This is a genomic window from Pseudomonas cuatrocienegasensis (genome assembly GCF_900110925.1).
GTDB lineage: Bacteria > Pseudomonadota > Gammaproteobacteria > Pseudomonadales > Pseudomonadaceae > Aquipseudomonas > Aquipseudomonas cuatrocienegasensis.
The window spans coordinates 15,566-29,906 of sequence record NZ_FOFP01000024.1 but is presented as its reverse complement, the minus strand read 5'-3'; the positions used below and the strand labels follow the sequence as shown (position 1 = coordinate 29,906).

General features: G+C 63.6%; 15 protein-coding genes. 4 read left to right on the top strand and 11 right to left on the bottom strand.

Annotated elements, in window-relative coordinates; all coding sequences use genetic code 11:
• The first annotated feature begins 15 nt into the window (after positions 1–15).
• The 4 genes from holA (at position 16) to lipA (ending at position 3,883) form a co-directional block, all read left to right on the top strand.
• A complete protein-coding gene (gene holA, locus BMW49_RS22430) occupies positions 16–1,062 on the top strand; it encodes a DNA polymerase III subunit delta (protein WP_069521163.1) in 1,047 nt (348 codons plus the stop codon).
• Between the two features lie 65 nt (positions 1,063–1,127).
• Positions 1,128–1,283 carry an alternative ribosome rescue factor ArfA gene (gene arfA / locus BMW49_RS22425; protein WP_069521165.1) on the top strand — a complete coding sequence of 52 codons (156 nt, stop codon included), beginning with the start codon at positions 1,128–1,130 and terminating at the stop codon, positions 1,281–1,283.
• Between the two features lie 72 nt (positions 1,284–1,355).
• Positions 1,356–2,660: a lytic murein transglycosylase gene (locus BMW49_RS22420; RefSeq protein ID WP_069521167.1), complete on the top strand. Its 1,305-nt coding sequence runs from the start codon at positions 1,356–1,358 to the stop codon at positions 2,658–2,660.
• A 170-nt stretch (positions 2,661–2,830) separates the two neighbouring features.
• Positions 2,831–3,883 (top strand): lipoyl synthase, encoded by a 1,053-nt coding sequence (lipA, locus tag BMW49_RS22415; protein WP_069521169.1) that lies wholly within the window; start codon positions 2,831–2,833, stop codon positions 3,881–3,883.
• Positions 3,884–4,126: 243 nt separating this feature from the next.
• Here lipA and lipB read toward each other — a convergent pair whose 3' ends face one another.
• The 11 genes from lipB to BMW49_RS22360 form a co-directional block, all read right to left on the bottom strand.
• The gene (gene lipB, locus BMW49_RS22410; protein ID WP_069521171.1) at positions 4,127–4,744 is read right to left on the bottom strand and encodes a lipoyl(octanoyl) transferase LipB; all 618 of its coding nucleotides are present in this window, start codon (positions 4,742–4,744) and stop codon (positions 4,127–4,129) included.
• Positions 4,744–5,022, bottom strand: coding sequence for a DUF493 domain-containing protein (locus BMW49_RS22405; RefSeq protein WP_069521173.1), 279 nt, complete (start codon positions 5,020–5,022; stop codon positions 4,744–4,746). The genes lipB and BMW49_RS22405 overlap by 1 nt, the downstream gene beginning before the upstream one ends.
• A gap of 61 nt (positions 5,023–5,083) precedes the next feature.
• Positions 5,084–6,244, bottom strand: coding sequence for a D-alanyl-D-alanine carboxypeptidase family protein (locus BMW49_RS22400; RefSeq protein WP_069521175.1), 1,161 nt, complete (start codon positions 6,242–6,244; stop codon positions 5,084–5,086).
• 121 nt (positions 6,245–6,365) lie between these two features.
• Entirely contained in the window at positions 6,366–7,373 is a 1,008-nt protein-coding gene (locus tag BMW49_RS22395) for a septal ring lytic transglycosylase RlpA family protein (protein ID WP_069521177.1), read from the bottom strand.
• Positions 7,373–8,383 (bottom strand): lytic murein transglycosylase B, encoded by a 1,011-nt coding sequence (gene mltB / locus BMW49_RS22390; RefSeq protein WP_069521180.1) that lies wholly within the window; start codon positions 8,381–8,383, stop codon positions 7,373–7,375. Before mltB ends, BMW49_RS22395 begins: the two co-directional genes overlap by 1 nt.
• Positions 8,384–8,401: 18 nt before the next feature.
• A complete protein-coding gene (gene rodA, locus BMW49_RS22385; RefSeq protein WP_170829067.1) occupies positions 8,402–9,505 on the bottom strand; it encodes a rod shape-determining protein RodA in 1,104 nt (367 codons plus the stop codon).
• A 31-nt stretch (positions 9,506–9,536) separates the two neighbouring features.
• Positions 9,537–11,432, bottom strand: coding sequence for a penicillin-binding protein 2 (gene mrdA, locus BMW49_RS22380; protein WP_069521184.1), 1,896 nt, complete (start codon positions 11,430–11,432; stop codon positions 9,537–9,539).
• A gap of 12 nt (positions 11,433–11,444) precedes the next feature.
• On the bottom strand, positions 11,445–11,912 hold the full coding sequence (gene rlmH, locus BMW49_RS22375) for a 23S rRNA (pseudouridine(1915)-N(3))-methyltransferase RlmH (protein WP_069521186.1): 468 nt from the start codon (positions 11,910–11,912) through the stop codon (positions 11,445–11,447).
• A 12-nt stretch (positions 11,913–11,924) separates the two neighbouring features.
• Positions 11,925–12,296 carry a ribosome silencing factor gene (rsfS, locus tag BMW49_RS22370; RefSeq protein ID WP_069521223.1) on the bottom strand — a complete coding sequence of 124 codons (372 nt, stop codon included), beginning with the start codon at positions 12,294–12,296 and terminating at the stop codon, positions 11,925–11,927.
• A gap of 37 nt (positions 12,297–12,333) precedes the next feature.
• Positions 12,334–12,978, bottom strand: a complete 645-nt coding sequence (gene nadD, locus BMW49_RS22365; RefSeq protein ID WP_069521188.1) for a nicotinate-nucleotide adenylyltransferase — start codon at positions 12,976–12,978, stop codon at positions 12,334–12,336.
• Positions 12,978–14,243 (bottom strand): glutamate-5-semialdehyde dehydrogenase, encoded by a 1,266-nt coding sequence (locus BMW49_RS22360; RefSeq protein WP_069521190.1) that lies wholly within the window; start codon positions 14,241–14,243, stop codon positions 12,978–12,980. Before BMW49_RS22360 ends, nadD begins: the two co-directional genes overlap by 1 nt.
• Between the last annotated feature and the right edge of the window lie 98 nt (positions 14,244–14,341).

The window sequence follows — 14,341 nt, the reverse complement described above, 5'->3', positions numbered from 1 at the left end:
CTGCGCTGAAGCCTGATGAAACTCAACCCCGCCCAACTCGGCAAGCACCTGCAAGGTGCGCTCGCCTGCGTCTACGTGGTCAGCGGTGACGAAGCCCTGCTGTGCCAGGAAGTCTGTGACGCCATCCGCGCCGCTACGCGTGAGCAGCAGTTCAGCGAACGCCAGGTGTTCAACGCCGAAGCCAACTTCGACTGGGGCAACCTGCTGCAGGCCGGCGCCAGCATGTCGCTGTTCGCCGACAAGCGCCTGCTCGAACTGCGCCTGCCATCGGGCAAACCCGGCGACAAGGGGGCCGCTGCCCTGCTTGAATACCTGGCCCGCCCGCCCGAAGACACGGTGCTGCTGATCAGCCTGCCCAAGCTCGATGGCAGCACCCAGAAGAGCAAGTGGGCCAAGGCGCTGATCGAAGGCCCGCACAGCCAGTTTATCCAGATCTGGCCGGTGGATGCCCACCAGCTACCGCAGTGGATCCGCCAACGCCTGAGCCAGGCCGGTCTGAGCGCCAGCCAGGAAGCCGTGGACATGATCGCCGTGCGCGTAGAGGGCAACCTGCTGGCCGCTGCCCAGGAAATCGAAAAACTAAAGCTGCTGGCCGATGGCAACCAGATCGACGCCAACACCGTGCACGCCTCGGTTGCCGACAGTGCGCGCTTCGACGTCTTCGGCCTGATCGATGCCGCCCTCAACGGCGAGGCTGCCCATGCCCTGCGCATGCTCGAAGGCTTGCGCGGTGAAGGGGTCGAGCCGCCGGTCATCCTCTGGGCCCTGGCCCGCGAAATACGCCTGCTGGCCGGTATCGCCCAGCAATTTGCCCAGGGCATCCCCCTGGAAAAAGCCTTCAGCAGCGCTCGCCCACCGGTCTGGGACAAACGGCGCCCTCTGGTCAGCAAGGCCCTGCAGCGGCACACTGCGAGTCGCTGGGCACTGCTGCTGCAAGATGCCCAGCGCATCGATGCGCAGATCAAGGGTCAGGCCGTCGGCGACCCCTGGAATGCACTGGCGCTGCTGACCCTGAGCATCACCGGGCAACGCCTGGCGATTGCCGGCGAACGCGACGCCTGAACCGTCCGCGGTTTCTCCGGTCTGACCATGCACAACCCTGAACGCACCACCCCAGGAGTCATACCATGCCCTCATCCAAGCGCACCCGGCCGAACAAGGCCAAATCCCTGATCGCCCAGCCGCTGTTTCGCGCGCGACAGGAAAAACCCGCCAAAGGTAAAGGCAGCTACCGCCGCGAAGCCTCCCGTAACTGGGAGGCTTCGGTCGTTATGGCGGCCTGAAAACCCCGCTACAGCCCGCATGGCGCCTCATCCGTGCTATGGTAGCGGCCTGCAAAATGTGCTGAGACCACCATGTCCAACCTGTTCTCCCGCCGCCTGAGCCACACGGCCAGTGCCAGCCTTCTGCTGCTGTTGACGGCCTGTGCCGACACACCCGCCCAGGCGCTGACTACAACGCCGCAAGCGGCGCCAGGTGCCACCGCCACGGCCGCTGTAGCCACCCCGACCCCACCCCCGATTGAGACACCAGCGCTCAGTTTCGAGGAATGGCGCACGCTGCTGCGCAGTGATGCGATCGCTGCCGGTATCGACCCCGCCCTGTTCGACCGCGCCTTCGCCGGCGTCGTGCCCAACCCGGATGTGCTCAAGGCCGACAGCAGCCAGCCGGAGTTCACCCGCCCCGTCTGGGAGTACCTGGATGGCGCGGTTTCGCAGACACGCATCAACCGTGGCCGCGTGCTGCTGGTGCAACAGCGTGGCGACCTGAGCCGTATCGAACAACGCTACGGCGTGGCCAGTGAAATACTGGTGGCGATCTGGGGCCTGGAGAGTAACTTCGGCGGCAATATCGGCACCCATAACGTGGTGCGCTCCCTGGCTACCCTGGCCTACGAAGGCCGCCGCCAGGCCTTCTGGCGCAGCCAGCTACTGGCGGTGCTACAGATCCTCCAGCATGGCGACATCAGCCCGGAACGCCTGGTCGGTTCCTGGGCCGGCGCCATGGGCCAGACCCAGTTCATGCCCACCACCTACAACGAACATGCCGTAGACTTTGACGGTGACGGCAAGCGCGACCTGTGGAACTCCGCAAGCGACGCCCTGGCTTCTGCAGCCCACTACCTGCAAAGCTCCGGCTGGCAGAGTGGGCAATCCTGGGGTTATGAAGTGCGCCTGCCGCAAGGCTTCGATTACGCCTTGGCCGACCCGGAGGTGCGCCGTAGCGTCGCCGAGTGGCGAGCCCTGGGAGTCACACCCTATAGCCAGAACCACCCGCAGGCGGCCGACGACACCCTGGCCACGCTGATGCTGCCGGCCGGCCATCGCGGGCCGGCGTTCCTGCTGCAGAGCAACTTCCGCAGCATCCTGCGTTACAACAACTCCACCTCCTATGCCCTGGCTATTGGTCTGCTGTCCGATGCCCTGCGCGGTGGCGACAGCGTTCAGGCCGCCTGGCCGCGCGATGATCGCCAGCTCGGCCGTAGTGAGCGCATCGAACTGCAAGAGCGCCTCGCCGCCAAAGGCTTCGACCCAGGCCCAGCAGACGGCATCATCGGCGCCAACACGCGCAAGGCCATTCGTACCTTGCAGCTGCAACTGAACTGGCCTGCCGATGGCTATCCTGACGAGAACCTGCTGCAGCAACTGCGCACGCGCTAGGGTCTGTTGACGTTTCGTCGCGAGCCGCGTTGCCGCGAACGAAACGTCAACAGACCCTAGGCCTGGCCTGGGCTAAACCCAGGCCACAGTTGGTGCGAATACCTTCTGTGGTAGACTGCGCGGCGGCCAAAAGCCCCTCGCCAACGGAGCCTCTACCGGAGCCCTTTCCGATGTCAGACACACCCTCGTCCAACCCAGTTGCCAGCGGCGCAAAGTTCCGCACTGCCCAGGGTATTACTGCGATCAAGGATGGCCAGAAGCGTCGCGCATCGGCCGAGCCCCAGGTCTTCGAGCCCAAGCCCAAGTGGCTGCGCGTCAAGGCGCCGGGCGGGAGTCGTTTCGAGGCGGTCAAGCGCAATGTCAGCGAGCACCGTCTGAGCACGGTCTGCCAGGAATCCCATTGCCCGAACATGGGTGAATGCTGGTCCAATGGCACGGCAACCATCATGCTGATGGGCTCGGTCTGCACCCGCGCCTGCCGCTTCTGCGCGGTAGATACCGGTAACCCGAACGGTTGGCTGGACCTGGAAGAACCACAGAACACCGCCAAATCGGTTGAGCTGATGGCGCTGCGCTATATCGTGCTGACCTCGGTGGACCGCGACGACCTGGACGATGGCGGTGCTGCGCACTACGCCGCCTGCGTCCGCGCGATCAAGGAGAACACCCCGCAGGTGGTGGTCGAAGCCCTGACCCCGGACTTCGACGGCGATCTGCAAGCCATTGAGCGTGTGGTCGATTCCGGCCTTGAGGTGTTCGCGCAGAACGTCGAGACGGTCAAGCGCCTGACCCACGTCGTGCGTGACCCGCGTGCCGGCTACGAAAAGACCCTGAATGTGCTGGCCCACGCCAAGCGCCACCGTCCGGCCATGCTGACCAAGACCAGCCTGATGCTTGGCCTGGGCGAGACCGACGAGGAAGTGCTCGAGACCATGGATGATCTGCGTGCCATCGGCGTGGACATCCTCACCCTAGGCCAGTACCTGCAACCCACGCGCAATCACCTGAAAGTGCAGCGCTGGGTCAGCCCGGAAGAATTCAACCGCTTTCGCGAGATCGGCCTGGAAAAAGGCTTTATGGAAGTCGCCGCCGGCCCGCTGGTACGCTCCAGCTACCGCGCCGACCGGGTGTTCGAAAAGAACAACCTGGGCCTCGCTGCCCCTGTAGCGGTTCCGGGTCAGTCGCAGGATAACAACCTGATTCCGGCGCTTAACCTGAACTGACGACTCCCGGGTTACGCCTTCGGCTAACCCAGGCTACAGCGGTCCAAACCGCTGGTTGTAGGAGCGAAGGGGGCGCCTAGCCTTTATTCGCGAAGCTCACGACATTATCGCGAATAAATTCGCTCCTACAGGCCTGCAACGCATACGTAAAAAAGGGACGTCTCGGCGTCCCTTTCTCGTTGCGGCGCTATCCCACGGTCGTAGGGTGCGCCCTGCAACCAGCGTTGGTGCGCACGGCGCACCCTACGGGTAGCCCAACTGTTTGCGTAGAGCCAATTCCAGACGCTGCGCCACCTCATCTAGCGGGGCGGGTGTTTCCAGAAGGTCCTTGAGTTGGACCATCTTCAGCCCACTGTAACCGCACGGGTTGATACGCGCGAACGGCGACATGTCCATGTCCACATTGAGCGCCAGGCCATGGAACGAGCAGCCGCGGCGCACCCGCAAGCCCAGCGACGCGATCTTCTCGCCATTGACATAGACTCCCGGAGCATCGGCTTTCGGCGCAGCCTCGACGCCATAGCTGGCCAACAGGTCGACCAGACTTAGCTCCATGGCCGACACCAGCTCACGCACGCCCAGGCCCAGACGGCGCAGATCGAGCATAAGATAGGCCACCAACTGGCCTGGGCCGTGGTAGGTCACCTGACCGCCGCGCTCAACCTGAATCACGGGAATATCGCCGGGCGCCAGCAGGTGCTCGGCCTTGCCGGCCTGCCCCTGGGTGAACACGTGCGGGTGTTGCAGCAGCCAGATTTCATCGGGCGTGTGCTCATCGCGCTCGGCGGTCAGGCGACGCATCGCTTCCAGGGTCGGCAGGTAATCCGCCAAACCAAGATGGCGTACCACGCAGTCCGGCACTAGAGCACCATGTGTACGCGGCCGGTGGCGCGCAGGTCAGCATTGATCGCTTGCAGCTGCTCGATGCCGGTAGCGGTGATCAGCACCTGCACCGACAGAAAGCGACCCGTGCGGCTGTCGCGGGCAACCAGAGAGGTGGCGTCGAAATCCGGCGCATGGCGCTGGATCACTTCGATCACCAGTTCATGGAAGCCCTCGCCCGCCTCACCGATCACCTTGATCGGGTAACGCTCGCAGGGGAACTCGATTTTCGGCGCTTGGGTATCGGTCTCAGTCATGGCTCATGCAGGCACGTGGCCTGTCCTTCACATGCGCCCCAGACGGGGCGCGGTCTTCAGATCAATTGAACAGGCCGAAGAAGAACAAGCGCACGCCGTCCCACAGGCGACGGAAGAAGCCGCCTTCTTCGACGGTTTCCAGGGCGACCAGGTCAGCGCTGTGCACCACTTCATCAGCCAGTTTCACTTCCACCTTGCCGATCACATCGCCTTGCGCAATGGGCGCAACCAACTGCGGGTTGAGGGTCATGCTGGCTTGCAGTTTTTCCATCTGGCCCTTGGGCAGCGTCAGGGTCAGGTCATTGGCCAGACCGGCCTTGACCTGGTTGGTCGTGCCTTTCCACACCTGGGCCTGAGCCAGCTCGGTGCCCTTCTGGTAGAAGGTGCGGCTTTCGAAGAAGCGGAAACCGTAGGTCAGCAGCTTCTGGGTTTCAGCAGCACGAGCCTGTTCGCTCACGGTACCGAATACCGAGGTAATCATCCGCGCGCCATCGCGCACAGCCGAGGACACCAGGCAGAAACCGGCTTCTTCGGTATGGCCGGTTTTCAGGCCATCGACGGTCTTGTCACGCCACAGCAGCAGGTTGCGGTTGGGCTGCTTGATGTTGTTCCAGAAGAACTCCTTCTGCGAGTAGATCGCGTAGTGCTCGGGGTCTTCATTGATGATGGCGCGCGCCAGGATGGCCATGTCGTGGGCACTGGAGTAGTGCTCCGGGTCCGGCAAACCGGTGGCATTGACGAAGTGCGTATTGACCATGCCCAGACGCTGCGCCGCGGCATTCATCATGTCGGCAAAGGCTTCTTCGCTACCGGCGATGTGCTCGGCGATAGCCACGCTGGCATCGTTCCCCGACTGAATGATGATGCCGTGCAGCAGGTCACTCACGCTTACCTGGGTATTGACCTGGATAAACATGCGCGAGCCGCCGGTGCGCCAGGCTTTCTCGCTGACGGTGACCATGTCCTGCTCGCCGATCTGGCCCTTGCGGATCTCCAGGGTAGCGATATAGGCAGTCATCAACTTGGTCAGGCTGGCAGGCGGCAGACGCTGGTCACCGTTGTTCTCGACCAGCACCTTGCCACTGGCAGCGTCCATCAGGACATAGGACTTGGCCGCCAGTTGCGGCGGTGCGGGGACCACCGTCTGGTTGGCCCAGGCAGCCGGGGCGGCGAGCAGGAGAAATGTGAGGAAAATGCGCTGCGTAAAGCTGGTGATATTCATCCGTCTCTCTGAGGTTGCTGATGGTCGAACGGACCCGAAAGGGCAAGTTATACGGTGCTGCGCGCGCTCTGAAGCGGCGCAGCTCGCTGCTTAGGCAGGCTGGCGGGCGATTAGTTGCCCGTCAGTCGCCCTTTACCAGCGTGGGCTGGCCCAGATTGGCCAGGCGTACGCTGCTCTGCAGTTGCTCAGCCTCGCCCTGGCTGGGAATCGGCCCGAGGCGCACGCGGTGCAGAATCTGCTGGTTGCGCACCACTGAGCTGATGAACACCGGGGCACTCACCGTATCGCTCAGCTTGGCCTTGAGCAGCTCCGCAGCGTCCGGGTTGGCGAAGGCGCCCACCTGGAGATACAGGCCAGAGGCTGCGAGTGAAGCGTTTTTTTTTGCGTCGATCTGCACTGGCACCACGGCCGCGGCATGTTGCTGGGGCGGTGGCGAATAGGTTTCCAGCGGCTGGCTGATCGACTGCGCGACCGGCTGGGCCACGGCAGATTTGGGGGTGCCGGCCATCATCATCGGCACCGTTTTACCCTGCTGTGCCCACCACTCATGGGGGTCGATGCCCTCAACCTTGACCCGCGCCGTACCACTTTCGGCATAGCCGAGTTTCTTCGCCGCGGCGAAAGACAGGTCGATGATGCGGTCAGAGTAGAACGGCCCACGGTCATTGACCCGCAGGATCGCCGACTTGCCATTCTCCAGGTTGGTCACCCGTACATAGCTGGGCAGCGGCAAGGTCTTGTGCGCGGCTGTCATGCCATAGAGGTCGTAGGTTTCGCCGTTGGCCGTGGCCTGGCCATGAAACTTGGTGCCGTACCAGCTCGCCGGACCTACCGCGGTGTAACGCCGTGCATCGGGAATCGGGTAGTACTGCTTGCCGAACACGCTGTAGGGGCTGGCCTTGACCGCGCCGTAGTGCGGCATGGGCACGGCGTCGGGAATCTTCGAAACGTCCACGTCCCACCAGGGCGCGCCGTCCTTGTGCGGCTGGCTGTAGTTGGTCGGGCCAGAAATCCCGCCCGAGGCCTGCGGCACGGCAACACCCGGCTGTGGAGCACGGTTCGACGAGCAACTGGCCAGGGCCAATGCCAGACTGGCGCAGGCCGCGAGCTTGAACGGCAGACGAAGCATTAACGCGCCCCCCGCGCAGTGACCAGATACTCAGCCAACTGATTGACCGCCATGGCATACATCACACTGCGATTGTAGCGGGTGATGACGAAGAAGTTCGGCAGGCCCATCCAGTATTCGGCACCTTCGGCGCCTTCCAGACGAAATGCAGTCACCGGCAGCTCGTCGCTCAGAGCGTCCTCTGTCGACCAGCCCAGGGCGCGTAACTGGCCCACAGTCGAGACCGGGTCGAGGCCCTGGGTCAGACCTTGATCGGCCTGCTCACCCTTGACCGTGGCGCGGCTGGCGACCTGCTCGCCCGGCTGCCAGCCGTGGCGTTTGAAGTAGCTGGCAACACTGCCGATGGCATCGGTAGGGTTGGTCCAGATATTGATGTGACCGTCGCCATCGAAGTCCACCGCGTAGGCGCGAAAGCTGCTCGGCATGAACTGCGGCAGGCCCATGGCACCGGCATAGGAGCCCTTGAGGGTGAGCGGGTCGACCTGCTCTTCGCGGGTCAGCATGAGGAACTCGCGCAGCTCTTTACGAAAGAAGGGCGCACGCGGCGGATAATCGAACGCCAGGGTCGACAGCGCATCGACGACCCGGTAGTTACCGGTGTTGCCGCCGTAGAAAGTTTCCACACCGATGATCGCGACGATCATCTCGGCCGGTACGCCGTAATCCTGCTCAGCCTTGCGCAGGGCCTCCTCGTGCTCACGCCAGAAGTCGACACCGCGGGCGATACGCGAATCGGTGATGAAGATCGGGCGGTATTCGCTCCAGGGTTTGACCCGCTCGGCGGGCCGCGAAATGGCGTCGAGAATCGCCTGTTTGCGCTCGACCTCGCCGAACAGGCTGACCAGTTGCTCACTGGCGAAGCCGTAGTCGCGGGTCATTTCAGCAATGAACTCGTTGACCAGCGGTGCATTGTCGTAATCCGCGGCCATGGCCTGCTGGGCACACCCGAACACCCCGACCAAACCGACCCAGGGCGCATGCCGTGAAGCCCAGCGACGCAAAATCTGCATTGAATTCATAACCCCAATTTAAGCTTGTGTAATCCATTTACGGTGAGTGTGGATCGACATCAGGATGCCGAACCCAGCCAATAGCGTGATCAGCGAGGTGCCCCCGTAACTGATGAACGGCAGCGGGACCCCCACCACCGGCAACAACCCACTGACCATGCCGATATTGACGAACACATAGACGAAGAACGTCATGGTCAGTGCACCGGCGAGAAGCTTACCGAACAGCGTCTGCGCTTGCACGGTAATCACCAGCCCGCGGGCTATCAGCAACATATAAAGCAACAAAAGCAGGCACACGCCCACCAAGCCGAACTCTTCGGCAAGTACAGCGATAATGAAGTCGGTGTGGCTCTCGGGCAGAAAATCCAGGTGCGATTGGGTGCCCAGCAACCAGCCCTTGCCCAGCACGCCGCCGGAGCCGATGGCGGCCTTGGACTGGATGATGTTCCAGCCCGAGCCCAGCGGGTCACTCTCCGGGTTGAGGAAGGTCAGCACCCGCTGCTTCTGGTATTCGCGCAGCACGAAAAACCACATACCGACGGCTATCGGCACCACCGCCGCTGCGGCACCGAGAATCCAGCGCCATTGCAGCCCGGCAATAAACAGCACGAAACAACCGGCGGCCAGCACCAACAGCGAGGTGCCCAGGTCTGGCTGCAGCAGAATCAGCACGAAGGGCGTAGCGATCATCGCCATGGCCACACAGATATGCTTGAAACGCGGTGGCAGGCTGCGCTTTGCCAGGTACCAGGCAATCGACGCCGGCATGATGATCTTCATGAACTCCGACGGCTGGAAGCGAATCACCCCGGGAATATTGATCCAGCGGGTCGCGCCCATGGCGTTGTGGCCCATGACATCGACCACTACCAGCAAACCAACCCCGCCCACATAGGCCAAGGGTACCCAGCGCGCCATAAAGCGCGGCTCGAACTGGGCGATGACCAGCATACCGATCAGGCCAAGACCGAAGGAGCTGGCCTGCTTCATCAGCAGGTCGATATTCTTGCCGCTGGCCGAGTACAGGATAAACAGGCTCGCGGCACCGAGGATCAACAGCAGCAGCAACAGGATGCCGTCGATGTGCACGCGCTGCAGCAGCGACGCGCGACGACGCAGCACGTCCTCGCTGGACAGATTACGGTCGAAGTTATTGCTCACGCTGGACAACCTCGGCTTTGACTGGTGGAGCAAATTCAGCCTTGAGCTGACCATTCTCGTCGAGCAGCCAGGCATCCATCACCTGCTTGACCACCGGTGCGGCGACGCCGGAACCGGACTCGCCGTTTTCGACCATCACCGAGACCACGATCTGCGGGTTGTCCGCCGGGGCAAAGGCGACAAACAGGGCGTGGTCACGGTGGCGCTCCTGAATCTTCTCGCGGTCGTATTTCTCGCCCTGTTTGATCGCCACCACCTGGGCCGTACCACTCTTGCCGGCGATCCGGTAGGGCGAGCCATCACCGATCTTGCGCGCCGTGCCGCGCGGGCCGTGCACCACTTGCTCCATGCCGAAACGGCCGTAGTCCCAGAACTTGGGATCACGCAGCTGGATGTCCGGCACCGGGTCACTGTCGACGGCCGGCAGGCCTTCGATGGTCTTGGCCAGGTGCGGGCGGATCCACTTGCCGCGGGTAGCCATCAGCGCTGTGGCCTGAGCCAGCTGCAGCGGCGTGGTCTGCATGTAGCCCTGGCCAATCCCGAGGATCAGGGTTTCGCCGGGGTACCAGGGCTGACGGTAACGAGCCCGCTTCCAGTCGCGCGACGGCATCAGACCTGCGGTTTCCTCGAACATATCCAGCGACACGCGCTGGCCGAGGCCGAAGCGGGTCATGTAGTCGTGCATGCGGTCCACGCCCATCTTGTGTGCCAGGTCGTAGAAGTAGGTGTCATTGGAGCGCGAGATGGCCAGCTCCAGATCGACCCAACCATCGCCGTTACGGTTCCAGTTGCGGTACTTGTGGCTGTGGTTGGGCAATTGATAGAAGCCGGGGTCGAACACCCGGGTTTGCGGGGTGATCACTCCAGCATCCAGCCCGGCTACGGCGACCATCGGCTTGATCGTCGAGCCCGGCGGGTAGAGCCCGCGTAGCACGCGGTTGAACAGTGGCCGGTCGATCGAGTCGCGCAAATCGGCATAGGCCTTGAAGCCGATGCCGGTGACAAAGGGGTTGGGATCGAAGCTTGGCTGACTGACCATGGCCAGCACCTCGCCGGTTTGCGGCTGCAGCGCCACCACCGCACCACGGCGCCCGCCCAGCGCAGCTTCAGCCGCCTCCTGCAGGCGCGAATCGAGGGTCAGCACAATGTCCCTGCCCGGCAGCGGGTCGGTGCGCTTGAGCACCCGCAGCACGCGCCCACGGGCATTGGTCTCGACCTCTTCGTAGCCCACTTCGCCATGCAACTGTGCTTCGTAGAAGCGCTCGATGCCGGTCTTGCCAATGTGATGAGTACCGCTGTAGGCCACCGGATCGAGGTCACTGAGTTCCTTCTCGTTGATCCGCCCCACATAGCCGACCGAGTGGGCGAAGTGGTCACCCAACGGATAATGCCGCACCAGCTGCGCCGCCACTTCCACGCCCGGCAGGCGGAACTGGTTGATGGCAATGCGCGCGATCTGCTCTTCGCTCAGCTCGAACAGCACGGGCACCGGCTCGAATGGCCGACGTCCCTGGCGTACACGCCGCTCGAACAGCGCCCGATCCTCCTCGCTGAGGCCCAGCACCTCGACAATCACGTCCAGCACCTGGCGCCAGTCGCCGGCCCGCTCACGGGTCAGGGTCAGGCTGAAGCTCGGCCGGTTGTCGGCGACGATCACCCCATTGCGGTCGAAGATCAGCCCACGGGTAGGCGGCACCGGCTGCACATGGATACGGTTATTTTCCGCCAAGGTACTGTGGTACTCGAACTGCACCACCTGCAGGTAGTACATGCGCGCAATCAGTACCGCCGTCAGCAAGAGGAACACGATACCGCCCACCAGGGCGCGCTTGCGCACCATGCGGGCATCTTTCTCGTGGTCTTTGAGGCGAATCGGCTGCGGCATCGGCGACTGCTGTTATTTGTGGTAAGGATGGCCGGACAAGACTGTCCAGGCCCGGTACATCTGCTCGCCGATGAGTATCCGTACCAGCGGGTGCGGCAGGGTCAGCGGCGACAGCGACCAGCGTTGTTCGCTGCGTGCCTGAACCTCGGGCGCCAGGCCCTCTGGCCCGCCTACCATAAGGTTGACGGTGCGCGCATCCAAGCGCCATTTATCCAGTTCCACAGCCAACTGCTCGGTGCTCCAGGGGCGGCCCTGCACCTCGAGGGTAACGATGCGCTCGCCGGGCAGCACCTTGGCCAGCATGGCCTCGCCTTCCTGGCGGATCATCCGCGCCACGTCGGCATTCTTGCCGCGCGTGGTCAGGGGGATCTCCACCAGTTCCAGGCTCAGCTCGGCCGGCATACGCTTGGCGTACTCCTGCCAGCCTTCCTCGACCCAGCGCGGCATGCGCGAGCCCACGGCGATCAGTTTGATGCGCACGGCGGGCGGTCCTTATTCCTGCTCGGCGCCCGGCTCGGCACTGAACTGCGCACGGCTCTGCTCAGCGCCTTGCCACAGGCGTTCGAGGTCATAGAACTGACGAGCGGTCGGCAGCATGACGTGGACGACGATATCGCCCAGGTCGAGCAGTGCCCATTCGCCGGTGTCCAGACCTTCACTGCCGAGCGGGCGCACGCCCTGCTCCTTGACCTTCTCCAGCACGTTGTCGACCAGCGACTTGACGTGGCGGCTGGAGGTGCCGCTGGCGATCAGCATGAAGTCGGTGATGCTGGTTTTTTCGCGTACATCGATGGTGACGATGTCTTGCGCCTTGATTTCTTCCAGGGCAGCGATGGCCAGTTTGACCAGGTCTTCGCTGAGCATTTTCGGGGTTGTCATGACTAACTCGTGTGCCTCATGTTCAGTTCGACGCACGGTACAGTCCGTGCGCATGGATATAGGCCAGCACCGCATCGGGCACGAGAAACCGTACCGACGTTCCGCGCCCCAGCAGGGTGCGGATCTGGGTGGCCGACACCGCGAGCGGTGCCTGCCAGATGAAGGAAATCTGCCCCCCCGGCCCTTTCAGGGTCAGGGGGTCACTCACGCTGCGCGCCGCCAGCAGGTCACGCAGCGCCTGCGGCGCATCACTGTCAGCATCCGGCCGCTGCAGCACCAGAATGTGCGCATGCAGTAACAGGTCCTGCCAGCGGTGCCAGCCGGGCAGCCCACAAAAGGCGTCCCAGCCAAGAATCAAAAATAGCTGATCGTCGGCGGCCAGTTCGCCGCGCAACGACTCCAGGGTGTCGATGCTGTAGGACGGTTTGTCCCGGCGCAGCTCGCGGTCATCGACGCACAAGCGCGGTTCGTCTGCCACGGCCAGTTCGACCATCGCCAGGCGCTGCTCGGCGCTCACCTGCGGCGCCTCACGGTGCGGCGGGCGGGCACTGGGGACCAGACGCAACTCGTCCAGCCCCATGAAATCCACCACTTCCAGTGCCGCGCGCAGATGGGCGATATGCACCGGGTTGAAGGTCCCGCCGAGCAGGCCTATGCGTCGGGCCATCAGGTGCGGATATGTCCGTCGCCGAACACCACGTACTTCTCGCTGGTCAGGCCAAGCAGCCCCACCGGCCCGCGGGCATGCAGCTTATCGGTAGAAATGCCGATTTCGGCGCCCAGGCCATACTCGAAGCCATCAGCGAAACGGGTCGAGGCATTGACCATCACCGAGGCGGAATCCACTTCGGTGAGGAAGCGGCGGGCATCACTGAAGTGCTCGGTGATGATCGCATCGGTGTGCTGCGAGCCGTAGTGATTGATGTGCTCGATGGCCGCATCCAGGGAATCGACAATGCGAATCGCCAGGATCGGCGCGTTGTACTCGGCAAACCAGTCGTCCTCGCTCGCTTCCAGCACATCGCTGCCCAGCAGTGCGCGGGTCGCGGCGTCGCCACGCAGCTCAACGCCCTTGTCGCGGTAGATGGCGGCCAGCGGCGGCAGCACGCGCGCCGCAATGGCGGCATGCACCAGCAGGGTTTCCATGGTATTGCAGGGCGAGTAACGCTGGGTCTTGGCGTTGTCGGCGACGCGGATGGCCTTGTCGATATCGGCCGCTACGTCGATGTAGACATGGCAGACGCCGTCCAGGTGCTTGATCACCGGCACCTTGGCGTCACGGCTGATGCGCTCGATCAGGCCCTTGCCACCACGCGGCACGATGACATCGACAAACTCGGGCATGGTGATCAACGCGCCGACCGCAGCGCGGTCGGTGGTTTCCACCACCTGCACCGCCTCAGCCGGCAGGCCAGCGGCGGCCAGGCCCTGCTGGATGCACTGGGCAATCGCCTGATTGGAATGAATGGCCTCGGAGCCACCGCGCAGGATAGTTGCGTTGCCGGATTTCAGGCACAGGCTGGCGGCATCTATGGTCACATTGGGCCGCGACTCGTAGATGATGCCGATCACACCCAGCGGCACGCGCATCTTGCCGACCTGAATACCCGAGGGCAGGTAGCGCATGCCCTGAATCTCGCCGATGGGGTCAGGCAGGGTCGCGACCTGGCGCAGGCCCTCGATCATGCTGTCGATGACTGCCGGGGTCAGCGCCAGGCGGTCGACCATGGCCGGTTCCAGGCCATTGGCGCGGGCCGCGGCCAGGTCCAGCTCATTGGCGGCGACCAGCTCACGGCGGGCGCCATCCAGGGCGTCGGCAGCAGCCTGCAGCGCATGGTTCTTCTGCGCGGTGCTGGCACGGGCGATCACACGCGAAGCGCGGCGGGCGGCTTCGCCGAGGCGGGTCATGTAGTCGAGCACGGACTCTGTCATGGGCGGCGCAAGTCTGGCAGTTGGAAAAAGTCGCTGATTATAGCTGGCCCGCCGCCCCACGCCCAGCGCCGCCTGGCCATTGCTGCCCGACCGTCGCG